The 23,940-nt window shown below is 72.6% G+C and carries 29 protein-coding genes; 14 read left to right on the top strand and 15 right to left on the bottom strand.

Translation table 11 applies throughout. The features are described 5' to 3' along the window. Both KAK06_RS23200 and KAK06_RS23195 read left to right on the top strand, forming a co-directional pair. A partial coding sequence (locus tag KAK06_RS23200; protein ID WP_210804548.1) for an ABC transporter permease occupies window positions 1-1,507 on the top strand: 1,507 nt, incomplete at its 5' end. After that, on the top strand, window positions 1,507-2,583 hold the full coding sequence (locus tag KAK06_RS23195) for a lipocalin-like domain-containing protein (RefSeq protein ID WP_210804547.1): 1,077 nt from the start codon (window positions 1,507-1,509) through the stop codon (window positions 2,581-2,583). The genes KAK06_RS23200 and KAK06_RS23195, both read left to right, overlap by 1 nt. A gap of 7 nt (window positions 2,584-2,590) precedes the next feature. Here KAK06_RS23195 and KAK06_RS23190 read toward each other — a convergent pair whose 3' ends face one another. Beyond that, a complete protein-coding gene (locus KAK06_RS23190) occupies window positions 2,591-2,923 on the bottom strand; it encodes a hypothetical protein (protein WP_210804546.1) in 333 nt (110 codons plus the stop codon). A 253-nt stretch (window positions 2,924-3,176) separates the two neighbouring features. Here KAK06_RS23190 and KAK06_RS23185 point away from each other — a divergent pair, with 253 nt between their 5' ends. The 3 genes from KAK06_RS23185 to KAK06_RS23175 are packed head-to-tail and all read left to right on the top strand — an operon-like array spanning window position 3,177 to window position 7,358. After that, a complete protein-coding gene (locus KAK06_RS23185; RefSeq protein ID WP_210804545.1) occupies window positions 3,177-4,922 on the top strand; it encodes a GGDEF domain-containing protein in 1,746 nt (581 codons plus the stop codon). A gap of 25 nt (window positions 4,923-4,947) precedes the next feature. Next, on the top strand, window positions 4,948-6,468 hold the full coding sequence (locus KAK06_RS23180) for a thymidine phosphorylase family protein (RefSeq protein ID WP_210804544.1): 1,521 nt from the start codon (window positions 4,948-4,950) through the stop codon (window positions 6,466-6,468). Continuing rightward, window positions 6,465-7,358: a ribose-phosphate diphosphokinase gene (locus KAK06_RS23175; RefSeq protein ID WP_210804543.1), complete on the top strand. Its 894-nt coding sequence runs from the start codon at window positions 6,465-6,467 to the stop codon at window positions 7,356-7,358. The genes KAK06_RS23180 and KAK06_RS23175 overlap by 4 nt, the downstream gene beginning before the upstream one ends. Window position 7,359: 1 nt before the next feature. Here the strand turns inward: KAK06_RS23175 and KAK06_RS23170 are convergent, their stop codons facing one another. The 12 genes from KAK06_RS23170 to KAK06_RS23115 all read right to left on the bottom strand — a co-directional run bounded on the left by KAK06_RS23170 (window position 7,360) and on the right by KAK06_RS23115 (window position 12,986). After that, window positions 7,360-7,794, bottom strand: a complete 435-nt coding sequence (locus tag KAK06_RS23170; RefSeq protein ID WP_210804550.1) for a GNAT family acetyltransferase — start codon at window positions 7,792-7,794, stop codon at window positions 7,360-7,362. An 11-nt stretch (window positions 7,795-7,805) separates the two neighbouring features. Continuing rightward, on the bottom strand, window positions 7,806-8,372 hold the full coding sequence (locus KAK06_RS23165) for a GNAT family N-acetyltransferase (RefSeq protein WP_210804542.1): 567 nt from the start codon (window positions 8,370-8,372) through the stop codon (window positions 7,806-7,808). Between the two features lie 20 nt (window positions 8,373-8,392). Continuing rightward, window positions 8,393-8,788 (bottom strand): VOC family protein, encoded by a 396-nt coding sequence (locus tag KAK06_RS23160; protein ID WP_210804541.1) that lies wholly within the window; start codon window positions 8,786-8,788, stop codon window positions 8,393-8,395. Beyond that, complete coding sequence (locus KAK06_RS23155; RefSeq protein WP_210804540.1) at window positions 8,785-9,264, bottom strand: hypothetical protein; 480 nt, start codon at window positions 9,262-9,264, stop codon at window positions 8,785-8,787. Before KAK06_RS23155 ends, KAK06_RS23160 begins: the two co-directional genes overlap by 4 nt. Before the next feature lie 17 nt (window positions 9,265-9,281). Beyond that, window positions 9,282-9,626, bottom strand: coding sequence for a two pore domain potassium channel family protein (locus KAK06_RS23150; RefSeq protein WP_210804539.1), 345 nt, complete (start codon window positions 9,624-9,626; stop codon window positions 9,282-9,284). Between the two features lie 13 nt (window positions 9,627-9,639). Next, on the bottom strand, window positions 9,640-10,323 hold the full coding sequence (locus tag KAK06_RS23145; RefSeq protein WP_210804538.1) for a DUF4386 domain-containing protein: 684 nt from the start codon (window positions 10,321-10,323) through the stop codon (window positions 9,640-9,642). Beyond that, a complete protein-coding gene (locus KAK06_RS23140; protein WP_210804537.1) occupies window positions 10,320-10,874 on the bottom strand; it encodes a cysteine hydrolase family protein in 555 nt (184 codons plus the stop codon). The genes KAK06_RS23145 and KAK06_RS23140 overlap by 4 nt, the downstream gene beginning before the upstream one ends. A gap of 11 nt (window positions 10,875-10,885) precedes the next feature. Then, a complete protein-coding gene (locus tag KAK06_RS23135) occupies window positions 10,886-11,095 on the bottom strand; it encodes a hypothetical protein (RefSeq protein WP_210804536.1) in 210 nt (69 codons plus the stop codon). Between the two features lie 58 nt (window positions 11,096-11,153). Beyond that, window positions 11,154-11,720 carry a YdeI/OmpD-associated family protein gene (locus tag KAK06_RS23130; protein WP_210804535.1) on the bottom strand — a complete coding sequence of 189 codons (567 nt, stop codon included), beginning with the start codon at window positions 11,718-11,720 and terminating at the stop codon, window positions 11,154-11,156. A gap of 24 nt (window positions 11,721-11,744) precedes the next feature. Next, complete coding sequence (locus KAK06_RS23125) at window positions 11,745-12,134, bottom strand: hypothetical protein (protein WP_210804534.1); 390 nt, start codon at window positions 12,132-12,134, stop codon at window positions 11,745-11,747. Between the two features lie 61 nt (window positions 12,135-12,195). Then, window positions 12,196-12,573 carry a nuclear transport factor 2 family protein gene (locus KAK06_RS23120; RefSeq protein ID WP_210804533.1) on the bottom strand — a complete coding sequence of 126 codons (378 nt, stop codon included), beginning with the start codon at window positions 12,571-12,573 and terminating at the stop codon, window positions 12,196-12,198. After that, window positions 12,570-12,986: a hypothetical protein gene (locus KAK06_RS23115; protein WP_210804532.1), complete on the bottom strand. Its 417-nt coding sequence runs from the start codon at window positions 12,984-12,986 to the stop codon at window positions 12,570-12,572. Before KAK06_RS23115 ends, KAK06_RS23120 begins: the two co-directional genes overlap by 4 nt. A gap of 58 nt (window positions 12,987-13,044) precedes the next feature. Between KAK06_RS23115 and KAK06_RS23110 the strand changes: the two genes are divergently transcribed. Genes KAK06_RS23110 through KAK06_RS23070 form a run of 9 tightly spaced genes read left to right on the top strand, consistent with a single transcriptional unit; the run spans window position 13,045 to window position 21,131 of the window. Next, window positions 13,045-16,269, top strand: a complete 3,225-nt coding sequence (locus tag KAK06_RS23110) for an error-prone DNA polymerase (RefSeq protein ID WP_310741145.1) — start codon at window positions 13,045-13,047, stop codon at window positions 16,267-16,269. A 25-nt stretch (window positions 16,270-16,294) separates the two neighbouring features. After that, on the top strand, window positions 16,295-16,570 hold the full coding sequence (locus KAK06_RS23105; protein WP_210804530.1) for a DUF2277 domain-containing protein: 276 nt from the start codon (window positions 16,295-16,297) through the stop codon (window positions 16,568-16,570). Window positions 16,571-16,601: 31 nt separating this feature from the next. Beyond that, window positions 16,602-16,925 (top strand): DUF1161 domain-containing protein, encoded by a 324-nt coding sequence (locus KAK06_RS23100; protein WP_210804529.1) that lies wholly within the window; start codon window positions 16,602-16,604, stop codon window positions 16,923-16,925. Window positions 16,926-16,942: 17 nt separating this feature from the next. Continuing rightward, window positions 16,943-17,338 (top strand): VOC family protein, encoded by a 396-nt coding sequence (locus KAK06_RS23095; protein WP_210804528.1) that lies wholly within the window; start codon window positions 16,943-16,945, stop codon window positions 17,336-17,338. A 10-nt stretch (window positions 17,339-17,348) separates the two neighbouring features. Further along, on the top strand, window positions 17,349-17,759 hold the full coding sequence (locus KAK06_RS23090; protein ID WP_210804527.1) for an MAPEG family protein: 411 nt from the start codon (window positions 17,349-17,351) through the stop codon (window positions 17,757-17,759). A 7-nt stretch (window positions 17,760-17,766) separates the two neighbouring features. Next, a complete protein-coding gene (locus KAK06_RS23085) occupies window positions 17,767-18,666 on the top strand; it encodes an amidohydrolase family protein (RefSeq protein ID WP_210804526.1) in 900 nt (299 codons plus the stop codon). A 36-nt stretch (window positions 18,667-18,702) separates the two neighbouring features. Then, window positions 18,703-19,425 (top strand): esterase, encoded by a 723-nt coding sequence (gene ypfH, locus KAK06_RS23080; RefSeq protein ID WP_210804525.1) that lies wholly within the window; start codon window positions 18,703-18,705, stop codon window positions 19,423-19,425. Continuing rightward, window positions 19,425-20,201 (top strand): peroxide stress protein YaaA, encoded by a 777-nt coding sequence (yaaA, locus tag KAK06_RS23075; protein WP_210804524.1) that lies wholly within the window; start codon window positions 19,425-19,427, stop codon window positions 20,199-20,201. Before ypfH ends, yaaA begins: the two co-directional genes overlap by 1 nt. Before the next feature lie 12 nt (window positions 20,202-20,213). After that, the gene (locus KAK06_RS23070) at window positions 20,214-21,131 is read left to right on the top strand and encodes a 2OG-Fe(II) oxygenase (RefSeq protein WP_210804523.1); all 918 of its coding nucleotides are present in this window, start codon (window positions 20,214-20,216) and stop codon (window positions 21,129-21,131) included. Here the strand turns inward: KAK06_RS23070 and KAK06_RS23065 are convergent. Together KAK06_RS23065 and KAK06_RS23060 are read right to left on the bottom strand one after the other, a co-directional pair. Further along, window positions 21,124-22,377: a DUF4010 domain-containing protein gene (locus KAK06_RS23065; RefSeq protein ID WP_210804522.1), complete on the bottom strand. Its 1,254-nt coding sequence runs from the start codon at window positions 22,375-22,377 to the stop codon at window positions 21,124-21,126. The genes KAK06_RS23070 and KAK06_RS23065 overlap by 8 nt on opposite strands. Further along, window positions 22,377-23,747 carry an MBL fold metallo-hydrolase RNA specificity domain-containing protein gene (locus KAK06_RS23060; RefSeq protein WP_210804549.1) on the bottom strand — a complete coding sequence of 457 codons (1,371 nt, stop codon included), beginning with the start codon at window positions 23,745-23,747 and terminating at the stop codon, window positions 22,377-22,379. The genes KAK06_RS23065 and KAK06_RS23060 overlap by 1 nt, the downstream gene beginning before the upstream one ends. Window positions 23,748-23,940 lie beyond the last annotated feature (193 nt).

Here is a 23,940-nt window from a genome sequence, read left to right as displayed (position 1 = left end):
CTGGTCGCCCGGCGCAGCCGCTGTGGCCTGGGCGGCGGGCGTGGTGGCCGCGCTGGCCGGTGGGGCCTGGCCGGCGGCGCGCGCGGCGCGGCTGGCGCCAGCCCAGGCCCTGAAAGGCCTGGGCGGCTGGGACGAGGCGCCGCCGCCCTGGTGGCCCGGCGCGGCGCTGCTGGCTGTGGCCGGCGCGCTGGCACTGCTGCCGCCCTGGGGCGAACTGCCGCTGGCGGCTTATGCGTCGGTGGCCTGTGCGCTGGTGGGCGGCATCGCGCTGCTGCCGGCGCTGGTGCGCGCGCTGCTGGGCCAGCGCGGCACGCAGCCCGCGCGCCACGCGCTGTGGCTGCTGGGCCTGCAGCGGGCGCGCCATGCGCGGGCCACCGCCACCGCGGCGCTGGCGGGCATCGTCGCCAGCCTGGCGCTGTGCGTGGCGCTCACCGTGATGGTGGCCAGCTTCCGTGGCTCAGTGGGCAGCTGGCTGGATGCGGTGCTGCCGGCCGACATGTACCTGCGCCTGGGCGGCGGCGGCGCGGCCTCGGCCGAGGCGCTGTGGCCGCCCGGCTTTGACACGCAGGCCGCCGCGCTGCCGGGCGTGACGCGTGCGGTGGGCGCGCGCTCTCGCGGCATGGACTGGGGCGCCGGCCTGCCGGCGGTGTGGCTGCTGGCACGGCCCCTGGGCGAGCGGCCCGAGCAGGCGCTGCCGCTGGTGGGTCTGGCCCTGCCGGCCGAGCAGGCGGCGCCGGGCGAGGTGCCGGTGTTCGTCAGCGAGGCCCTGCCGGCCTTGCATGGCGTGCAGCCCGGCCAGCACCTGACGCTGCCGATGCGCGACGCCCAGGGCCAGCCGATCCGCGTGTTCGTGCGCGGCGTCTGGCGCGACTTCGCGCGGCAGTTCGGCAGCGTGGTGATGGAGCGCGCTGACTACGAGCGCCTGACCGGCGACAGCCGCATCAACGAGCTGTCGCTGTGGCTGGCCGCTGACGCCGCACCCGCCGCGGTGGAAGCGGCGCTGAAGGACGCGCTGCAGCGCGCCGGCGGCGAGCCCGCGGCCGTGAGCGCGGTGACCGTGACGCAACTCAAGGCGATCTCGCTGCAGATCTTCGACCGCAGCTTTGCGGTCACCCGCTACCTGCAGGGCGTGGCGATCGCGATTGGCCTGGCTGGCGTGGCGGCCAGTTTGAGTGCCCAGGTTTTGGCGCGGCGGCGCGAGTTCGGCCTGCTGGCCCACCTGGGCCTGACGCGCGCCCAGGTGCTGCGTCTGGTGGTGCTGGAGATGGCCGGCTGGCTGGGCGCCGGGTTGCTGATGGGCCTGGGGCTGGGCCTGGCGATCAGCGCGGTGCTGGTGTTCGTGGTCAACCCGCAGAGTTTTCACTGGACGATGGACCTGGTGCTGCCGCCAGGCCCGGTGGCCGCGCTGCTGGGCGCGGTGGCGCTGGCCGGCCTGGGCACCAGCGCCTGGGTGGCGCGCCGCGCGGTGAACGCCGACGCGGTGCGCGCGGTGCGGGAGGATTGGTGATGCGGCGTCGTGTGCTGCTGGGGGCACTGCTGGCGACCGGCGCGGTAGGCGCCGAAGACGCGCGCGTGCGCCGCGGCCGCGTGCTGCGCTTCCCGCGTGACCACGGCGCGCACACAGCGCAGCGCACCGAGTGGTGGTACCTGACCGGCGCGCTGTGGCCCACAGGCTCACCCACCTCAGAGGCGCCACGCTGGGGCTTCCAGATCACTTTCTTCCGCTCGGCCACCGGCATTGACGGCAGCGGCCGGCTGGCGCCGCGTCAGCTGCTGTTTGCCCATGCCGCGCTGACCGACCGCGTGGCCGGCACGCACCTGCACGACCAGCGCTTGGCGCGCTGGAACGGCGAGGCCAGCGATGGCGACCACGCGCGCCTGGATGACCTGGGCCTGCGCATCGCCCGCTGGACCCTGGCGCGCGACGAGCGCGGCTACGCACTGCAGGCGCCGGCCAACGGCTTCACGCTGGACCTGCGCGCCGATGCCAAGCAGCCGCTGCTGCTGCAGGGCGAGGCCGGCTACTCGCGCAAAGGCCCAGGCGAGGCCGAGGCCAGCCACTACGTCAGCCACCCGCAGCTGGCGGTGCAGGGCCAGGTGGTGCGGGGTGCGCAGGCGCAGCCGGTGCAGGGCCGCGCCTGGCTGGACCATGAATGGAGCGACACCCTGCTGGCGCCGCAGGCCCAGGGCTGGGATTGGGTGGGCATCAACCTGGACGATGGCAGCGCGCTCACCGCCTTCCAGCTGCGCACCCGCGACGGCGGCGTGCTGTGGGCCGGTGGCAGCTGGCGCGATGCGGCCGGCAGGTTGCGCGTGTTCCTGCCTGATGAGTTGCGCTTCACCGCCGGCCGCCGCTGGACCAGCCCGGGCACCGGTGCCAGCTACCCGGTGGACTGGTGGCTCGACACGCCGGTCGGCCGCTTCCAGGTGCAGGCCCTGGTGGACGCGCAGGAGATGGACAGTCGCGCCAGCACCGGCACCGTCTACTGGGAAGGGCTGTCAGCGCTGCGCGCCGAGGACGGCCGCACACTGGGCTGGGGCTATCTGGAGATGACCGGCTACGCCGGGCGGCTGCGGCTGTGAGGCCGGCCTACTGCGCCAGCACCTTGAGCGAGCCCTGGTAGTCGTTTCCCCAGGACCAGTAGCTGCCGAGGTGCATCGCAGTGCGCCCGATCCGGTAGCGGCCGCTCCAGGCCCAGGCGGCATGGGTCGTGGACACCAGGGTCAGCGGACGCACCACCACCCAGTAAGGGCGGCCGGCGGTCAGCGCAATGCCCTGGATGCCGGTGCGCCGTGGCTTGCAGCACCACAGGTACTCCTCCAGGTCGTTGAGCCGGACCTCGGCCAGCACCGTGCCGGGACTGCCGCCGTCATCGGCGTTCAGGCTGACCTTGACGGCGTTGAGGCCGCTGATGATGCCCACACCGATCTCCCTGGCGGATCGATGGCCCCGGAAGGTGGGGTGCGGGCCAGGTCGACTCTGGGCAGGGGCCGGGCGGCGATCGTCCTCAGAACTGCGGAGAGTCGCCAGCGGCCGGGTCCCCGTGGGGCGCGCGCCGGGTGCGCAGCGACCAGCATTGTCGCAGGCCCGGCTTCAGTCGGCCACCCTGGATGCCGATAAGGGGTTCGACGCGCCGACTTGCCGATACTTCGTCTCGACCTCCCTGCAGTACACGATGGACCCCGGATCGCCCCTCGACCGCGCGCTGGCCAGCATCATCCTGGACTCGGCCGCCGCCCTGCGTGCGGCCCAGGCGGCCCTGGCGCAGCCCGAAGCGCCGCCTGCGCTGCAGGCGATGGCTCACCTGATCGAGGCCCTGGTGGCGGTGCGCGAAGGCACGGTCGAGCAGTACAAGCAGGCCATGGCCCGGGCCGAAGCGGCGGGTCCACTGGACGGGCCCGCGCGGCTGGCGGCGCTGCGCGACCATGTCCGCGCGCAGTGGCACCGCCGCGAAGGCCGCCTGAGCGAGGCCGAGGCCTTGCTCGTCCCGCTGCACCAGCGCGCCGAGCAGCGACCGCTGGTCGATGCCTACCTCAGCGCCGCCTCGCTGGCCACCGTGGTGTCGATGCGCGGAGACGATGACGGTGCGCTGGACCTGTACTACCAGGCCATGGCGCTGGCCCGGCGCAGCGGCGTTGACAGCCTGGTCGTCAATGCGCTGAACAACCTGGGTGCCCACCAGTCAGACCTGTACAACCTGGAAGATGCGGCCCCGCTGTTGCGGGAATGCATGGACGGTGCGCTGCGGCTGGGCTCCCGGCGCCAGATCATCTATGCGGCCGGCAACCTGGTCGAGAACCTGTGCTTTCGCGGCGAGGCCGTGGCTGCGCTGGCGCTGGCGCGCGAGCATCTGGTCGCCCGCATTCGCCCAGACGACCCGCCCGCCCTGCAACGCGACGAAGAGATCGCCCGTGCACTGCTGGACAACGGCTTGCACGACGAGGCTGCGGCCGTGCTGGCGCGCCAGACCTACACCGACCCCTTCAGCAACGAAATTGCCACCGAGCGCGTGCTGCTCGAGGCCCGGCTGCTGCTGATCCGGGGTGAGCCCGCCCAGGCTCTGCGCCTGTGCCAGGCGCGCCAGGCGCTGCTGGACGAGCAGGGCGCCGAAGGCACGCTGCCGATGGACCGCGTGGGCCTGCTGCGCACCGCCGCGCGCGCCGCGCAGGCCGTGGGCGAGCTGGCCCAGGCCTGCGCGCTGCACGAGCAGGCCTTCGCACTGCACGAGCAGTTGCTGGGCCGCGCCGCGCGTTCACGCCGGCTGAGCCTGCAGATCACCCACCGCCTGGCGGTGGCCGAGTGGGAACGCGACGCCGCCCGCCGCGAGCACGAGCGCCTGGCCGGACTCAATGCCCAGTTGCAGGCCCAGGTGGCCGAGAACGAGCGCCTGCAGCAGCGGCTGCGCGCCCAGGCGCTGGAAGACCCGCTCACCGGCGTGCACAACCGCCGCCACCTGCTGGAGGCCGGCCCGGCGATGCTGTCGCAGGCGCAGCGCCGCCAGGAGCCGCTGGCGCTGGTGATGGTGGACCTGGACCATTTCAAGCGCGTCAACGACCAGCACGGTCACGACCTGGGCGACCAGGTGCTGCGCGGCTTTGCGCAACTGGCGCGGCGCCGCTCGCGCGCCGAAGACCTGGTCTGCCGCTACGGCGGCGAAGAGTTCGTGCTGCTGATGGCCGGCGCCGATGCCCCGCAGGCCGCCGAGCGGCTGCGCAGCCTGTTGCAGGACTTCCAGTCGCTGGGTTTTGCCGTTGCCCAGGGATCGGCGCTGCATTGCAGCTTCTCGGCGGGTGTCGCGGCCAGCGGGCCGAATGGCGACGACCTGCACGAGCTGCTGGCGCAGGCCGACGCCGCGCTGTACCGCGCCAAGCAGCTGGGACGCTGCCGGGTGGAGCTGGCGGCGGCGAGCGTGGCGGCCTGAACCCGCCGTCGGGTAGAGTCGGCAGGTGGACCTGCCTGCCCTGAACATCCGCCGCGTCGGCATCGACACCTGGCGCGAGAACGTGGCCTACCTGCACCGCCACTGCGCGGTGGTGCGGGCGGCGGGCTTTCAGGCGCTGGCCAAGGTGACGGTGCGGGCCAATGGCCAGCAGATCCAGGCGGTGCTCAACGTGGTGGATGACGAGTGCATCGTCAAGCCGGGTGAGCTGGGTCTGTCGGAGGACGCCTTCAGCCGGCTCGCGGTGGTGGAAGGGCATGCCGCGCGCATCGCGCCGTCGGAGCCGCCGGCCTCGCTGTCGGCGCTGCGGCGCAAGATCGCCGGCGAGCGGCTCTCGCGTGAAGACCTGCATGCCATCGTGCGTGACATTGCCGGTGCACGGTACTCCAAGATCGAATTGGCGGCCTTTGTCGTGGCCACCAACGGCCAGGAGCTGGAGCGCGACGAGGTGCTCTACCTGACCGAGGCGATGATCTCGGTGGGCCGACGCCTGGACTGGCAGCAGACGGTGCGCGGCGGACCGGTGGTGGACAAGCACTGCATCGGCGGTATCCCGGGCAACCGCACCTCGATGCTGGTGGTGCCCATCGTCGCCGCGCACGGCATGCTGTGCCCCAAGACCAGCTCGCGCGCGATCACCTCGCCGGCCGGCACCGCCGACACGATGGAGGTGCTGGCCCAGGTGGAGCTGCCGCTGGAGCGTCTGCAGCAGATCGTGCGGGCCACCAACGGCTGCCTTGCCTGGGGCGGCACGGCCGAGCTGTCGCCGGCCGATGACATCCTGATCTCGGTTGAGCGGCCGCTGGCGATCGATTCGCCCGGGCAGATGGTGGCCTCCATCCTCAGCAAGAAGATCGCCGCCGGCAGCACCCACCTGGTGCTGGACATTCCGGTGGGTCCCAGCGCCAAGGTGCGCGCCATGCCCGAGGCGCAGCGATTGCGCAAGCTCTTCGAGTTCGTCGCCGGCAGCCTGGGCCTGCAGCTCGACGTGATGATCACCGACGGCAGCCAGCCGATCGGCCGCGGCATCGGCCCGGTGCTGGAGGCGCGCGACGTGATGGCGGTGCTGCACAACGCGCCCGACGCCCCGGCCGACCTGCGCGACAAGGCGCTGCGCCTGGCCGGCCGGATGATCGAGTTCGACCCCGATGTGCGTGGCGGCGAGGGCTGGCGCATCGCCCGCGACATCCTGGACAGCGGCCGTGCGCTGGCGCAACTGCAGACCATCATCGACGCCCAGGGCCGCCGCGCCGAGCCGCCGACGCTGGGCACGCTGGTGCATGAGGTCTGCGCGCCGCAGGCCGGCCGTGTGGCCGCGATCGACAACCTGCGCCTGGCCCGCATCGCCCGACTGGCCGGCGCCCCTCAGGTGCCCGGCGCCGGGGTCGACCTGCTGCACAAGGTGGGCGACGCGGTGGCCGCGGGCGAGTTGCTGTACCGCCTGCATGCGCAGTACCCGGCCGACCTGGCCTTTGCGCGCGAGCTGGCTCAGGCCGACAGCGGCTACCGCCTGGGGGCCGCCCCATGATCCACGCGGTGCTGGCCTTCGACGATGAACAGGCCGCTGCGGGCGCCCTGGCCCAGGCCCTGGGTGCGCCGCTGCGCCTGATCGGCCACCACCGCTTCCCGGATGGCGAGTTGCGCCTGACCCTGCCCACGCCGCTGGCGGGCGATGTGGTGCTCTACCGCAGCCTGCACCAGCCCAACGAGAAGCTGGTGGAGCTGCTGATCGCCGCGCCCACCGCGCGTGCGCAGGGCGCGGCGCGGCTGTGGCTGGTGGCGCCGTACCTGGCCTACATGCGCCAGGACATCGAGTTCTCGCCGGGCGAGGCCGTCAGCCAGCGCCACATCGGCGCGCTGCTGGCGCGCACGGTGGACGGTCTGGTGACGGTGGATCCGCACCTGCACCGCATCGCTGCGCTGGACGAGGTGATGCCGGGCTGCCGCAGCGTGGCGCTGTCGGCGGCGCCGGCGATCGGCGCCTTTGTGGCGGCCCAGCGCCAGCGGCCGCTGCTGCTGGGCCCGGACAGCGAGAGCGCGCAATGGGTGCAGGCCGCGGCGCGTGCGGTGAGCCCGGCCCTGGACCACGCGGTGTGCCAGAAGGTACGCCATGGCGACCACGAGGTGCGCGTGACCCTGCCCGCTGGCCAGGACCTGCGCGGCCGCGACGTGGTGCTGGTGGACGACATGGCCAGCACCGGCCGCACGCTGGTGGCCGCCGCGCAACTGGCGCTGGCGGCGGGCGCGGCACGGGTGGATGTGGCGGTCACGCACGCGCTGTTCGTGGGCGACGCGCTGGCGCAGCTGCAGGCGGCGGGCATAGGCGCGGTGTGGAGCACCGGCTGCGTGCCGCACGCGAGCAATGCGATCGACGTGACGCCGCTGCTGGCCGCAGCGCTGCGGGATCAGGTGGCCTGATCTACGCCGGATCGGGTGGCGCGTCGTGGATCAGGCGCTTGCCCAGGCCGATCACCTGGTCGTCGCCATAGCCCAGGCGGGCGTAGAAGCCCAGCACTGCGTCGTTGCCCTGGCGCACTTGCAGGTTCAGCTTGGGGCAACCGCGTTCGGTCAGCCGGGCCTCGATGTGGCGCATCAGCGCGGCACCGTGGCCGCGGCCTTGCAGCGCCGGCTCGACCGACAGGTAATTGACCCAGCCGCGGTGGCCGTCATAGCCCACCATCGCGCTGGCGACGATGCGGCCGTCCAGCTCGCCCACCAGCAGCAGTTCGGGCTGCTCGGCCAGCTTGCGCTGGATGTCCTTGACCGGATCGTTCCAGGGGCGGGTCAGGCCGCAGGCCTGCCACAGTGCGATCACCGTGTCCTGGTCCTCGGGCCGAAAGGTGCGGATCTGCAGGGCGTCGTTCGTCACAGAGGAATCCTCCAGCGCTGGCTGGGCTTGCCGCCATAGGCCGCGGGCTTGTTGAAGTGCTCGACCAGCGTGCCGCCGCAGCGCGCGATCACGCGCTGCGAGGCCGCGTTGTCGTCGTCGGTGGTCAGCTCCACCCAGCGCAGACCCAGCGCGCGGGCCTCGGGCAGCAGCGCGGCCAGCGCGGCGCTGGCGATGCCGCGGCCCTGCAGCCAGGGCACGACGGCGTAGCCGATGTGGCCCAGCACATGCGGCGGCAGCGCTTCGGTGCCGGCCTGCCAGCGCAGGTTGATCGAGCCGGCCATGGCATCGTCCGCGAAGATCCAGCGGCGCATCCAGGGCAGGCGCTGGGCCTGGCTGCCGTCGGGCAGTGTGACCAGGCCGATGCCGATGGGGTCGTCGCTGCGCTGGTAGTAGCTGTCGGGGTCGGACAGCAGCAGCGCCAGTTCCTCGTCGGCGGCGGCTTGGCCGCGCACGTTGTCGGCCGACCAGCCACGTCGCAGGGCGTCGCAGTAGCGGTCGACATGGCTGGGGCCGGGACGGATGAGCTGGACGGGTGCGTTCATCCGTCCAAGCATAGCGGGCTTCAGCTGTAGGGCCCGTCGACCAGGCGCTGCGACAGCCACCACAGGTTGCCATGGGCATCGCGCACGCCGCCCTGGCGGTCGCCATAGGGCATGTCGGCCACGGCCATCACCGGCTGCGCACCGTGGGCCAGTGCGCGCGCCATGGCGGCATGGGCATCGTCAACGAACAGGTAGTAGGACGCGGGCATCGGCGGATAGTCGGCGCTGGCCTCGCTGACCATCAGCATGCTGTCGCCCAACTGCAACTGGGCATTGGCGATGCGGCTATCAGGCCGGCGGTGGCACAGCTGCAGCTGCGCCCCCAGGCCATCGACCAGGAAGCGCACGAAGGCGTCGGCGTCGCGCATGAAGGCGTAGGGCGTCAGCTGCTGGAATCCGGGCGGTGTACGGGTCATGGGTCGCTCCAGGCCATTTCGGCGAGTTGGTCGATCTCGAGCTTGTCCCGGCTGCGGGCGGCGGCAGCGCGCCACTGCGGCGGCACCGGAGCCTTGCGGCTGCTGACGCGGCCGCCCCACAGGCTGGCTTTGATCGTCACCAGCACGGTGCCGCGCACCGGCGGCGGGCTCACGCCTTCCAGCGCCTGGCGCAACGACTGCGCGGCGGCCTCGGGCAGCGGCTGGTCCAGGTCCAGCCAGGCGCGCGGTGCGTGGCCGGGCCGCAGGCCCAGCACCAGGAAGCCGGCATTGGGGCGGCGCGCGAACTGCGCCTCCAGCGCACGCCGGGCGGCGTCCTGCAGTGCCAGCACATGGCGCGACAGCGCGTCGCCATCCACCCGCTGGCGCAGCTGGTCTTCGGGCTGCAGCAGCAGCACGTCGATGTTGGAGAGGGCTTGCAGCTCCGCCCGAAGCACGGCGGGGAGCAGTGCCAGCATCACAAGCTGCCGGCGGATCACGGCGACTTGTCCATGTGGAAACGGTGCAGCACGCGGTGCAGCACCGGCGTGACCAGCAGCGCCGCGGTGACGATGAAGACCAGGCCGGCGTACAGCGCGTAGAAGCTGGCGAAGAGCTTGCCGGCGTTGGTCTGCGGCGCGTGCACCGGGCCCATGCCACCCAGCAGCATCGCCGAGTCGAGCAAGGCGTCCAGCGGCGACAGGTGCTCAAAACCGATGTATCCGGCGATACCGATGCCCAGCGACACTGCGGCCAGCAACACCGCGGCGCCCAGGTGCAGGGCCAGACGCCAGGCAAAAGGCCGACGGGCCAGCGGCGGCTGGTGACGGGACTCGTACATGCCCCGGATTGTGTCAGCGCGGGCGGGCCAGCAGCAGGCCGGCGATCACCGCCAGCTCGGCCGCCTGGCCGGCAGCCAGGGCGCCGGCCCAGGCAGGCTGCATGGCGGGCCACAGCAGCCGCAACCCGGCGTCCAGCACATAGGCGCCGCCGGCCACCCACATGGCGGGGCCCACCCAGCGCCATACCAGGCCACTGCGCATGACCAGGCTGCCCAGCGGCAGCAGCCACAGACCCCAGAACGGCATGGCGAGTGCCAGGCCCTGGTGGTGCAGCTTCAGAGCCAGTTGGGTCAGCGTGTGGCGTTGCTCGTCGGACCAGGCGGCCAGCCAGGCGGCGTCGGACTGCAACTGCAGCGCGGCCACTTCGCCCAGCATCGAGACGAAGACGATAGGGATGGGCAGCAGGCCCAGCACCGCCATCAGCCGCGCCTGTGCGCGGTGCTGGTCGGCGAACAGGGCGTAGAGCGTGAGGACCAGCGGCACCTCGATCAACTGGTACAGCAGCTCGCTGGCCAGGCCGGCGCGCAGCCAGTGGGCCTGCTCGCGCACCAGTGCCGCCAGCGCGGCGGGATCGTCCACGCCGGCGAGTCGCCCGGGCACCACCACCAGGCCCAGCGGCGCCACCAGCGCCAGCAGCAGGTACCAGGCGCCGGCCTGGCGAGCCAGGCCTTGCGGTGGGTTGGGGAGGGCGCTCACCACGCCACGGCCGCGGCCAGCGGCGCGCTGTTGCGGCGGCCGGGGTAGCTCAGCCAGGTCATGGCCAGGTTGAGTTCATCGATGACGCCGGCGGGCTCGATCGTGCGGCCGTTGTCCAGTGTCATCGGGCTGGTGGTGTGGGCATCGGCCACCAGGGCCAGGTCGTAGCCGCGGTCCAGTGCGCCATAGGCGGTGGCGCGGATGCACCAGTTGGTGGCCGCGCCGGTCAGCACCAGGCGCGACACGCCCAACTGGGCCAGCACGCTCTCCAAGGCGGTGTCCTCGAAGGCGGAGTTGTGGCCCTTGGGAATCAGGGCTTCGTCGGCCAGCGGCACCAGCTCGGGCGCCCAATGCCAGGCGGGTGAGCCCTGGGGCAGGCCGTCATCCGCATGCTGGACCCAGATGACCGGCACACCCTCCTGGCGGGCGCGTCGCACCAGGCCCTGGATGCGCTCCAGCACGCCTGCCGCGTCCCAGGCGTCGGCGACCACGCCGACCTGCATGTCCACCACCAGCAGCGCGCTGGCGTCTCCGGGTCTGACTGTGGCCATGGGCGCTCCTCTCAGCGGATGATGGGCGAGGGGCGACGCGCCCCGCGGCGCGCGCGCCACAGGCGCAATGTGATGCCCAGGGCCACCGCCGCCAGCACGCCGGCCAGCAGGAATCGGCCCATCAGCAGCGCCAGACCGGCGCCGCTGACGGCGCCCAGGCGCAGCACAACGTCCAGCAACAGACCGACGCCGATGGGCCGCACGATGGGTGGCAGAGGCATGGTCACCAGTGTCGCACCGGGCGCTGTGCTTGTTGCACTGCGACATGGGGGGGCGGGCTCACCGCAGGCGCTCCTGGCGCGCGCAGGCCTGGATCAGCGTGTCCAGGCGGCGCGCCCGCGTGGCGGGCTGGCGCGCGGTGGTCACCCAGTGCAGCAGCGTCTTGCGGTAGCCCGGCGGGCAGGCGCTGAAGTAGGCCCAGGCGGTGGTGTGGGCCTGGAAGCGGGCCTGCTCGTCGGCGCTGAGCTGCGCGATGTCGGCCTGCTCGTAGGCGTAGATCACCGAGCGGTCGTCGCGCCGGGCCTGGAAGGCAGCCAGCCCGGCGGGCTGCATGCGGCCCGCCTCGATCAGGGCCTGGGCCTTGGCGATGTTGATCGCGCTCCAGACCGAGCCCGGCCGGCGCGGTGTGAAGCGGATGCGGTAGGCCGCGTCGTCCAGGCGCTGGCGCACGCCGTCGATCCAGCCCACGCACAGCGCCTCGTCCACCGACTCGGGCCAGCTCATGCTGGGCCGACCGGAGTTGACCTTCCAGAAGCCCACGACCAGCTCGGGTGTGCTGGCGGCGTGCTGCGTCAGCCAGGCGCGGAAGTCGGTGGCCCGGGCGAAGAAGCGCGGCGGCGGGCTCATGGGATCCTCCCGCGCCGGGCGGGTTCAGGGCGCCATGGCGCGCCAGGTGTCGATGCAGTGGCGCGCCAGCGCGGTGACCCAGGGCGGCTGCCCGGGCACGAAGGCCAGGCCGAAGCGCGGGCTGACCACATAGCCGGCGCGCACGAAGGCGTCCGGGTCCTGGGTGGCGATGAAGCTCTCCAGTGTGGCAAAGGGCACGGCCAGCGCGCCCAGGTGCAGCACCGCACCGGGCTTGGTGACTTCTTCCAGCCGGCCGCTGGCCTGGAAGCGGAAGACCACGTGGCCGTAGTCGAGTTCGTGCAACGCGATGGCGTTGACGCCTTCGCGGTCGGGCGGACCGCAGCGTTCGCGCACCTCGTCGGGCGTGGCACTGAAGGGCAGGTCATCGACCGACAGATAGGGCTCCAGGCGCATGAGACCCATTCTGGTGCGATGGCTGGATCGCGCCATCCCCCTCGTGGAGGATGCCGGGGGCTCATGGCCGCTGGCGCAGCAGCGGCGTGGCGCGCGGCGGCGGTTCATAGGGCTCGGGCCACCAATCGATGACCTCGACCAGGCGGTTGTGCTCATCCAGCGTGAAGAAGCCGATGCCGGTCATCACCTGGCCGTCGACGTGAAAATCGATGCGGCAGACGGCGCGCGGGCCCTCGCAGAGCAGCTCGCGCACCTCGGCGCGCCAGTCGCCGGGCCAGGTGCGGAAGAGCTCGAGGTAGGCGGCGGCGCCCTCGGCGAACTCGCGGGTCTGTGGCACCTCGTAGCGCAGGCCGGGGGCCAGCAGCGTGGCGAACGCGTCCCACTGGCGGGCGTTGGCCAGCGCCCAGTGGCGCTCCAGGGTGTGGCGGGTGCTGCTCATCGGGGGGGCTCTCCAGGGCAGTGGCGGTCGGTGTCGGCCACGCGGTGCAGCGTGAACACGGCGCCGGTGTCCAGGTCGCGGTAGCGGTGTTCATGGCGGCCCAGCGCGACGATGTCGGTGCAGTAGCGCTGGCCCGGGGGCAGCCAGAAGTTGGGCGTGGTCTGCTCGACCACGTAGCACATGCGCTGGCCCTGCAGGGTCCAGGTGCCGGCGCCGCGGAAGGGCTGCGGGTCGTCCAGCGCGCGGCCGCAGGCTTCGAAGCGGCCGTCGGACGAGAAGCGGTCCCAGGCCCAGCAGCCGCTGGCGTCGGGGTTGCACCAGGTGCCCACCAGCGACGGCGTGGCGCAGCCGCTCATCAGCAGACCCACCAGCAGGCTGGCGAGCGCACACAGGGCAGGGCGAGACAGCAGCATGGCGGACTTGTACCGTGTGGAATGCTGGCAGCAAAGACTGGATGAATATACAGTATTTATCCCCACCATGCTGCCTGCCTACGCCGAGCTGCACTGCCGCAGCAACTTCAGCTTTCTCACCGGCGCCTCGCACCCCGAGGAGCTGGTGCAGCGCGCCCATGCGCTGGGCTACAGCGCGCTGGCGATCACCGACGAGTGCTCGCTGGCCGGCGTGGTGCGCGCCCATGTCGAGGCGCAGCGCCTGGGCCTGCACCTGGTGATCGGCGCCGAGATGCAGCTGCACCTGCCCGCCGCCAAGCAGGGGGCCGCGCCGCAGTCGCACGCCCGGTTGCTGCTGCATGCGCAGTCGCGCCGGGGCTACGGCAACCTGTCGCAGTGGATCACCGTGTGCCGCCGGCGCGCCGCCAAGGGCCAGTACCTGGCACACCCGTCCGACCTGGAGGGCAAGGTCCCGCACGCGCCGCACCTGGCTGGCCTGCCCGAGTGCCGTGCGCTGCTGCTGCCACCGGCCGATGCGGCCGAGCTGCCGCGCTTCGAGCCGCTGTTCGCTCAGGCGATGTGGCTCAAGACATGGTTCGGCCCCGGGCGCTGCGGCCTGGCGGTGCCGCTGCTGCACCGCCGCCACGACGACGAACTGGTCGAGGCCATGGAAGCCGTGGCCGCCGCCACCGGCCTGCCGCTGCTGGCCACCGGCGGCGTGCTGATGCACAGCCGCGCGCGCAAGCCGCTGCAGGACGTGCTCACCGCCACCCGGCTGGGCTGCACCGTGGCCGAGGCCGGCCTGGCGCTGGAGGGCAATGCCGAGGCCCACCTGCGCAGCCGCCAGCGCCTGCAGGCGCTCTACCCGCCCGAGTGGCTGGCCGCCAGCGTGGCCTGGGCCGGGGCCTGCGCCTTCTCGCTGGCCGAACTGCGCTACGAGTACCCGCAGGAGGTGGTGCCCACCGGCCACACGCCCACCAGCTGGCTGCGCACCCGCACCGAAGCCGGCGCCGCCACCCGCTACCCCGAGGGCGTGCCGCCGAAGATCCGCGCCCAGATTGAGCATGAGCTGGCGCTGATCGCCCAGCTGCACTACGAGCCCTATTTCCTGACCGTGGCCGATGTGGTGCAGTGGGCCCGCGCGCGCGGCATCCTGTGCCAGGGCCGCGGCAGCGCGGCCAACTCGGCGGTGTGCTTCTGCCTGGGCGTGACCGAGGTCGACCCCAGCCGCCACACGCTGCTGTTCGAGCGCTTCATCAGCGCCGAGCGCAACGAGCCGCCCGACATCGACGTCGACTTCGAGCACCAGCGCCGCGAGGAGGTGATCCAGCACCTCTACCGCACCTACGGCCGCCAGCGCGCCGCGCTGACCGGCGTGGTGATCAGCTACCGCAGCCGCTCGGCCTTGCGTGATGTGGGGCGGGCGCTGGGCTTTGACCTCGACCGCATCGAGGCCGTGTCGCGCTCGCAACAGTGGTTCGACGGCAAGACCATCGCCCCCGAGCGCCTGCGCGAGAACGGCTTTGACCCTGACGCCCCGCTGGCCCGCCTGTGGGCCGAGCTGACCGTGCTGCTGCGCGGCTTTCCGCGCCACCTGAGCCAGCACCCGGGCGGCTTCGTCATCGCCGCCGATGACGTGGCGCGCCTGGTGCCGGTGGAGAACGCCGCGATGGACGGCCGCACGGTGATCCAATGGGACAAGGATGACCTGGACGCGCTGGGCCTGATCAAGGTGGACGTGCTGGCGCTGGGCATGCTCAGTGCCATCCGCCGCGCGCTGGCCTGGCTGGCCGTCAAGCAGCCCGGGCGCTGGCCGCTGCAGCGCTGGGGCGATGCCCCCGAGCATGCAGCCATCCCGATGAGCGCGCTGCCGCACGACGACCCGGCAGTGTTCGACATGCTCTGCGCCGGTGATTCAGTGGGCGTGTTCCAGGTGGAAAGCCGCGCCCAGATGAGCATGCTGCCGCGCCTGAAACCGCGCTGCTTCTACGACCTGGTGATCGAGGTGGCGATCGTGCGCCCGGGCCCGATCCAGGGCGGCATGGTGCATCCCTACCTGAAGCGGCGCAGCGGCGAGGAGCCAGTCAGCTACCCCAGCGACGAGGCGCGCCAGGCGCTGCAGCGCACGCTGGGCGTGCCGATCTTCCAGGAGCAGGTGATGCAACTGGCCATCCTGGCGGCCGATTTCACCCCCGGCGAGGCCGACCAGCTGCGCCGCGCGATGGCCGCCTGGAAACGCAAGGGCGGCCTGGGCCCGTTCCACGAGCGCCTGGTGGGCCGGATGGTGGCCAAGGGCTATGCGCCGGAGTACGCCGAGGCGATCTTTCGCCAGATCGAGGGCTTCGGCGAATACGGCTTCCCCGAGAGCCACGCGGCCAGCTTCGCGCTGCTGGTGTGGGTCAGCGCCTGGCTCAAGCACCACCACCCGGACACCTTCCTCGCGGCCTTGCTGGACAGCCAGCCGATGGGCTTCTACGCCCCGGCGCAGCTGGTGCGCGACGCCCGCGCCCACGGCGTGGCGGTGCGGCCGGTGTGCGTGCTGGCCAGCGAGGTGGGCTGCACGCTGGAGCGGCCTGAGGACGATGCCGCGCTGTGGCCGGTGCGCCTAGGCCTGACACGCATCAGCGGCCTGGGCGAGGCAGTGGCGCAGCGCATCGTCGCGGCGCGTGCCGAGCGGTCCTTCGACAGCGTGGAAGACCTGGCCCGCCGCGCGGCGCTGGACGCCCGCGCACTGCAGGCCCTGGCCGACGCCGACGCCCTGGCCGCGCTGGCCGGCCACCGCCGCCAGGCCGCCTGGGCGGTGGCTGGCATCGACACCCGGCCCGGCGCGGTGCTGGCCGCCACCCGCACTGCCGAGCCCGACGCACCGCAACTGGACGTGCCCTCGGCGGGTGAGGCCCTGCTGGCCGATTACCGCCGCACCGGCCTGTCGCTCGCCACCCACCCGCTGGCGCTGCTGCGCGACGCGCTGGCGCCATACAAGGTGCTGCGCGCGTCCGATCTGGCCGGCTGCCGCCACGGCCAACTGGCGCGCGCCAGCGGCCTGGTCACCCACCGCCAGCGCCCCGAGACCGCCAAGGGCGTGGTCTTCGTCACACTGGAAGACGAGACCGGCGCGATCAACGTGATCGTCTGGCCGCAGGTGGCGCTGGCGCAGCGCCGGCCGCTGCTGGCGGCGCGGCTGCTGACCGTCTACGGGGTGTGGCAGCAAGAGGGCGCGGTGTGCCACCTGATCGCCAAGCGCCTGGTCGACCACACCGGCCTGCTGCAGGGACTGGCGGCGCGCAGCCGGGATTTCCGCTAGCCTCCTGGCCCTCAGGAGCCTCGCCATGTGCCGCAACATCAAGACGCTGTTCAACTTCGAGCCACCGGCGACCGAGCTGGAGATCCGCGACGCCTCGCTGCAGTTCGTGCGCAAGCTCAGCGGCTTTGCCGTGCCCTCGCAGGCCAATGAGGCGGCCTTTGATCAGGCCGTGGAGCAGGTGGCCGCCGCGGCGCGCACGCTGATCGCCAGCCTGGTCACGCATGCGCCGCCCAAGGACCGGGTCGAGGAAGCGCGCAAGGCCCGAGCGAGGGGCGAGCAGCGCCGGCAGCGCATGGCCTAAGATGGCTGTCCGACTTTTGCAGGAGTCCTGCGTGCACCGCCCCACCCGATGGGCCCTCGCGGCCTGCCTGTTGCTGCCGGCCTGGGCCGGCGCCGTGACCTGTGAGGACCTGCGCGAGCAGGTCCTGGCCAAATACCGCGCCAATGGCGTGGCCGATGCGCAGATCGACATTGTTGACCTCGCCGCCTCGGGCCGCGAAGTGGGCCGCTGCGACCGCGGCGCACGCAAGCTGGTGCTGTTGGCCAAGGGCGGCACGGCGCCGCAGGCCGCTGCCAGCACGCCGCCCACCCGTGCCGTGATCACCGAGTGCGACGACGGCCGCACCGTCACGCCCGGCCGCTGCAAGCCCTCCTGACACCGCGGAACCCCACGATGCCTGGACCCGCCCGCGCCGGCCTCTTTGTCTATGCGCTGGACGCCGAGCGCCTCGCCGCCTTCTACCAGGCCGTGGCCGGCCTGCAGCGCCTGCACGCCACGCCCGAGCTGATCGTGCTCGACTCGCCCGACATCCAGCTGCTGGTGCATGCCATACCGCCCGCCTACGCGGCCGGCATCCACATCACCACGCCGCCTCAGCGGCGCGAGGATACGGCGCTGAAGTTCTTCTTCAGCGTCCACAGCCTGGCGCAGTCCGGGCCGTTGATTGCCCAACTGGGCGGCGAGCTGTTTGCCGAGCGCTGGCCCGGGCCGGGCTTCATCGTGGCCAACGCCATGGACCCCGAGGGCAATGTGTTCCAGCTGCGCGAGCCCGCGGCCACCGCCACCTGAGAGACCGCCGATGCGCGACACCAGCTTCCTGCTCCCGATGTTTGCACTGGCTGGATGGACGGGCCTGGTGCTGCTCTATGTGGCCGTCTGCCGGGTCACGGCCGGGGTGTCGCCGCGCGAATTCACGCTGGGCGAGTCGCCCCAGGTGCCCCAGCGCGCGATGCTGGCCAACCGCAATTACATGAACCTGCTGGAGCTGCCGCTGCTGTTCTACGTGGTGTGCCTGCTGGCCTGGCAGGCGCCTGCGGTACCGGTGGCGGCGCTGCCGCTGGCCTGGACCTATGTGGGTGTGCGCGTGCTGCACAGCCTGATCCACCTGGGCTACAACAACGTGCTGCACCGGTTCATCGCCTTTGCCGTCAGCAACTTCGTGCTGCTGGCGCTGTGGGTGGTGGTGGGCCGGGCGATGCTGGCCACCTGACGTTCCCATGCACCGTCTGATCGCGTCACTGCTGATGTGGCTGCTGCCACTGGCGGCCCGGGCCGACTACAGCGGCCCGCTGTTCGACGCCCACCTGCACTACAACATCGAGGCCTGGGACGGCCACGCCGGCCCGCATCCGCCGCCCGATGTGCTGCGCCGCCTGCAAGAGGCGGGCGTGCGCGCCATCCTGGCCAACTCGCGCACCAACGAAGGCACCCACACCCTGGCCCGCGACGATGGCCTGCGCACGGCCGGTGTGCGGGTGGTGCCGCTGATCCGCCTGTACCGCGACAGGCGCGACTACCAGACCTGGTTCGAGGACCCCAGCATCGTCACGATGGTGCAGTCCGAGCTGGCCCGCGGCACCGCGGCCGGCCCGTTCCGCGGCCTGGGCGAGTTCCACCTCTACCGATCGGGCGATGCCCGTGGCCCGGTGGCGCAGCAGCTGATGGTGCTGGCCGAGCAGCGCGACCTGGTGGTGCTGGCCCACTGCGATGACACGGCGGTCGAGCTGCTGATGGCCGCCACGCCCACCGCCGGTCAGCGCCTGCGCCTGGTCTGGGCGCACACCGGCATCGACGGCAGCGCCTCGCCCGAGCGGGTGGCGGCGCTGCTGGATCGCTATCCCGGTCTGCATGGCGAGCTGTCCTACCGGCCCGGCCTGGTGTGCGCCGACGGTCAGCTGTGCCCCGGCTGGAAGGCGCTGATCGAGCGCTACCCGACGCGCTTTCTGATCGGCTCCGACACCTGGGTCAACGGCCGTTGGGACGGCTACCTGCCGCTGATGCAGGCCTACCGCCGCTGGTTGGGCGGCCTGCCTGACGGCGTGGCGCGCGCCGTGGCCTGGGACAACGGCGAGCGCTTGTTCCCGCCGCTGGCCGAGCGCGGCGCTCAAGCCCGCTGAACGGCGCGGCCGGCGCACGGCGGCACAATCGCCGTCATGGATGACACCGTCACTACCTTGCGCTGGTTGCCTGATCAGGGCGCCCCGCAGCAACTCTTCCTGTTGTTTCACGGCGTGGGGGCCAATGCGGCCGACCTGGCGCCGCTGGCCGAGCAACTGCACCAGGCTTTTCCACAGGCCGCCGTGCTGGCCTTCGACGGCTTCGAACCCTTCGATGGCATCCCCGGTGGCGGCGCCGGCCGGCAGTGGTTCTCGATCCTGGGCGCGAACGACGGCAACCGTGCCCAGCGCGTGGCGGCGGTGATCCCGGCGCTGTCCGACCTGGTGCGCGCCGCCCAGCAGGCCACCGGGGTCGATCCGCAGGCCACCGCCTTGGTGGGCTTTTCGCAGGGGGCGATTTGCGCGCTGGAGCTGGCCCAGGCCCACGACGGCCTGGCCGGCCGCGTGCTGGCCTTTGCCGGCCGCTACGCCACGCTGCCCACGCTGGCACCGCGCATGACCACGCTGCACCTCTTCCACGGTGCGCAGGACGACGTGATCCCGGTGCAGCACGCGCGCCAGGCCATCGAGCGCCTGGCGGCGATAGGCGGCGACGCCACGATCGACATCGCCAGCGGCGTCGGCCATGAGATCGATGAGCACCTGCTGCGCAGCGCGCTGCTGCGTCTGTCGCGCCACATTCCGGCGCGCACCTGGGCCCAGGCGATGGGCGCCGCGCCGGGCCAGGCGGGTGCTGACGATGACGAGCGGGAGGACTGATGCTTTTTGTGCTCTCGCCCGCCAAGACGCTGGACTATGAAACCCCGCTGGCGCCCGAGGTCGAGGCGCTGGCCACCCGGCCGGCCTTCGTGCCGCAGGCCGCCGCGCTGATCGAGGTGCTGCGCACGCTGACGCCGGCGGACGTGGCCTCGCTGATGGACCTGTCGGACCCGCTGGCCCAGCTCAACGTGGCGCGCTACGCCGCCTGGCGCAGCCGCTTCACCCCGCACAACAGCCGGCCGGCGGCGCTGGCCTTTGCCGGCGATGTCTACGAAGGCCTGCAGGCCGGTACGCTGGCCGTGGACGAGCTGCGCTGGGCGCAGCAGCACCTGGCCATCCTGTCGGGCCTGTACGGCGTGCTGCGGCCGCTGGACCGCCTGCAGCCCTACCGGCTGGAGATGGGCACCCGCCTGGCCACGTCTGGCGCCAAGGACCTGTACGGCTACTGGGGCACGCAGCTGGCCGAGCACCTCAACGCCTGGCAGGCGCGCGAGAAGGCGCCGGTGCTGGTCAACCTGGCCTCGCAGGAGTACTTCAAGGCCCTGCCGCGCAAGGCGCTGCGCGCCCGTGTGGTGGACTGCCAGTTCGAGGACTGGAGCGCTGGCCAGTGGAAGGTGGTGAGCTTCTTCGCCAAGCGGGCGCGCGGCCTGATGGCGCGCTTTGCGATCCAGCACCGGCTGAGCCAGGTGTCGCAGCTGCGCGACTTCGACACCGACGGCTATGCCTTTGATCAAGGGGTGTCGGACGAGAAACGGCTGGTTTTTCGCCGACGCTGACACAATTCGTCCATGGCTGCGAGCACTTCAAACGGACAACAGGCGGCCCAGCAGGTGGTGACACCCCAGCTGCGCCAGTGGATCATCGCCCAGGCCGAGGCCGGCTGCCGTCCCGAGGACGTGCTGGCCGCGATGCAGACTGCCGGCTGGAAGGAGGACGTGGCCATCCGCGCCCTCGAGGACACCATGGCCCAGCACCTGGCCAGCCAGTCGGCGCCGGCACCGGCGCAGCCGACCCAGGCTGCCCGTGCCGCCGAGCCTGTGGTCCAGGCGACCGCCGTGCCCGAGCCGGCCCTGTCCGGCGAGCCCACCGTGCTGTGGGCCGGCGACCGCCAGGTGCAGGTGCTGCTGACCTGCAAACTGCCGCGCGTGGTGGTGTTCGGCAACTTCATGTCCGATGAAGAGTGCGACCAACTGGTGGCCCTGGCCACGCCGCGCATGGCGCGCAGCGAGACCGTGGTCAACCTGACCGGCGGCTCCGAAGTCAATGACGTGCGCACCAGCGACGGCATGTTCTTCCAGCGCGCCGAGAACGAGTTGTGCGAGCGCATCGAGCGCCGCATCGCCGCGCTGGTGAACTGGCCGGTCGAGAACGGTGAGGGGCTGCAGATCCTGCATTACCGGCCCGGCGCCCAGTACGAGCCGCACTACGACTACTTCGACCCCTCGCATCCCGGCACGGCCACCATCCTGGCGCGTGGCGGCCAGCGCGTGGGCACGCTGGTGATGTACCTGAACACGCCCGAGGCGGGCGGTGGCACCACCTTCCCGGACGCCGGGCTGTACGTGGCGCCACGCAAGGGCAACGCGGTCTTTTTCAGCTACGACCGCCCCCACTCGACCACCCGCACGCTGCACGGCGGCGCGCCGGTGATCGCCGGCGAGAAGTGGGTCGCCACCAAGTGGATGCGTCAGGGCGAGTTCATCTGAGAACCAGCGCCAGCGCCGCGGCCGCCAGCTGAGCGGCCAGTCCGAGCGCCACCCGGCCGCCGAATCCGGCGCCCCCGCTGGTCCAGGCTGCGACGGCGCGCACGGCGCTGTTGGACAGCAGCGCGGCCCAGACGCCCCAGATCGCGGTGGGCATGGCCAAGCCGCCAGACGACAGTCCCCCCACGGCGGCAATCGCGGCGTGGGCATCGGCGGCGCCTGCCAGCGCTGCGCCGGCCACCACACCGTCCTGGCCGAGCCAGCGGCCGGCGCCGTGGAGCAGCAGCGTCGCGGCCCCGATCATCAGGGCCACCGCGGCCGCCTCCCGCACCCTCAGCACGCTGCCAGCCTCGCTGGCCTGTCCCGCACCGCGCGGGATCCTGAGGGCCAGCCAGGCCGTCATGGTCAGGGCGACCAGGGCGCCGACCAGTGCCGCCGGCCACAGCTGCCGGGCCAATGCTGGCGCAATGGCGGCCAGGATCATCAGTGCCTGCAGCCAGGTGGCGATGGTGGACGCCAGCGCACCGGCCTGCGCGGCAGCCAGGGGGACGTCGCCATGGCGTGAGCGGCTGCCCATGGAGGCGATGGTGGCGGTGCTGGAGACGAAGCCAGAGAAGAAGCCCGACAGTGGCAGCCCGGCGCGGGCGCCAAACAGGCGCAAGGCCACATGGCCAACGGCCTGCAGCAGCAGGATCAGCAGCACCAAGGCCGCCAGCCGCCGCACATCGGCGCCACCCAGCACCGCCTGCGGTCCGGCCGGCAGCAGCGGCACCGCCACCAGCGCCAGCGCGGCCAGCAGCAGGCCGTCGTGCAGCTCGTGCTCGGTCAGCACGCGGGTGGCGAAGTGGTGCAGGCGCCCGCGCGCCGCCAGCAGCAGCGCCAGCAAGGCGCCGGCCCCGGCGCCCCAGGCCGGCGCGCTCATGCACAGCAGGCCGATCAGGTAGGTGGCACACAGCGCCAGCTCGGTGGTCAGGCCGGGGTCGCGCGCGGCGCTGCGCCAGTAGGCGGCCACCGCCAGCGCGCCCACCATCGCGCCGCCCAGCAGCAGCAGGCCAGGCGCCGCCAAGGCTTGCGACAGGCCCTGGGCCAGCGCACCCAGCATGGCCGCCACGGTGAAGCTGCGGATGCCGGCGGCCTGGCGCTCGGGGCCTTCGCCCTTGCGCCGCTCGCGCTCCAGGCCGACCAGCAGGCCCACGCCCAGCGCCGCGGCGGCGCCGCTCAGCGGTCCGTCGCCCAGGAGCGGGCCCATCAGACCTGGAAGCGCCCGCCCTGCGGCGGCACCCGCACCGCCCAGCCCAATTCGCGGGCGATGCGCTGGCGCAGCGCGTCGGCCGCCTCGGGCTCACCGTGGACCACATAGGTCTGGCGTGGCGGCCGCGGCAGGCTGCGCAGCCAGTCCATCAGCTCGTTGGCGTCGGCATGGCCGGACAGGCCGGCCAGGTGCGTGACGCGTGCGCGGATGGGCACGAACTCGCCGTGGATCTTCACGTCGGCGGCGCCGTTCACCATCAGCGCACCGCGGCTGCCGCCGACCTGGAAGCCGGCGAAGACGATGGCGTGCCGCGGATCCGGCGCCATCGCCTTGAGGTGGTTCAGGACCCGCCCGCCGGTGGCCATGCCGCTGGCCGAGATGATCACCGCCGGCAGGCGCCCCGCCTGTTGCGAGCGGGCCAGGCGCTGTGACTGCGCGCCGGTGGTGACCAGCGTCACGTGTTCCACCAGCCGCGCCATTTCGCCCTGGGGCACGCGCAGCAGTGGGCGGTGGCGACGGTAGAGCTCGGTGGTCTCAATCGCCATCGGGCTGTCCAGGAAGACCGGCAGCCGCGCCGGGATCTCGCCGTGGCTCTTCAGGCGCTGCAGGGCCAGCAGCAAGGCCTGGGCACGTCCGACGGCAAAGGCCGGCAGCAGCACCGAGCCGCCGCGGCCGATGGTGTCGCGCACGATCGCCCCCAGGCGGGCCACGTCGTCCTCCTGCGGGTGCAGGCGATTGCCGTAGGTGGATTCAACCAGCAGCACATCGGCCTCGGGTGGTCGGGCCGGCGGCGGCATCAGCAGGTCATCCCGGCGGCCCAGGTCGCCCGAGAACAGCAGCCGCTCGCCCTGGTGGCTGAGCAGCACGCTGCAGGCGCCCAGCAGATGGCCGGCGGGCACCAGTTGCAGCGTGAGGCCGCCGCCCAGGGGCTTGGCACGGCCCGGCGTGACGCTGACGAACTGCTTGAGCGCGCTGCGCGCATCGGCCTGGGTGAACAGCGGCAGTGCCTTGGCGTGGCGGCTGAAGCCCAGGCGGTTGGCGCGCCGCGCGTCTTCCTCCTGCAGGTGGGCAGCGTCGAGCAGCAGCACCTCGGCCAGGTCGCGCGTGGCAGGGCTGCTGAAGATGGGGCCGCGGTAGCCGTGGCGCACCAGGGCCGGCAGCCAGCCGCTGTGGTCCAGGTGGGCGTGGCTGAGTACCACGGCGTCGAGCGAGCGCACATCGAAGCCCGGTGGCGCCCAGTTGCGCTCGCGCAGCACCTTGAAGCCCTGGAACAGGCCGGCGTCGAGCAGCACGCGCCGCTCGTTCCACTCGATCAAGTGGCGCGAGCCGGTGACGCAATCGGCGGCACCGAGGAAGTCAATCTGCAGGCTCATCGGGGGGAGGGCAGGGCCCAAGTCTCCCCCGAGTGTGGCACCGCCGGTTGGCGGTGCTCAAGGGCGCGGGTCAGCGTCGGCCGCTGCCGCCACCGCCCTGGCCACCCGAGCCGCGTGGGCGCGAGGCGCCACCGCCCGCCGGTCGGCCGCCGCCGCCCGTCTGCGGGCGTGCCGCGCCGCGGCCGGG

This window comes from Ideonella aquatica, from assembly GCF_018069755.1.
Taxonomy (GTDB): domain Bacteria; phylum Pseudomonadota; class Gammaproteobacteria; order Burkholderiales; family Burkholderiaceae_C; genus Ideonella; species Ideonella aquatica.
Note: the sequence above shows the minus strand (reverse complement) of the source record. Positions and strands in the feature narration are given on the sequence as shown.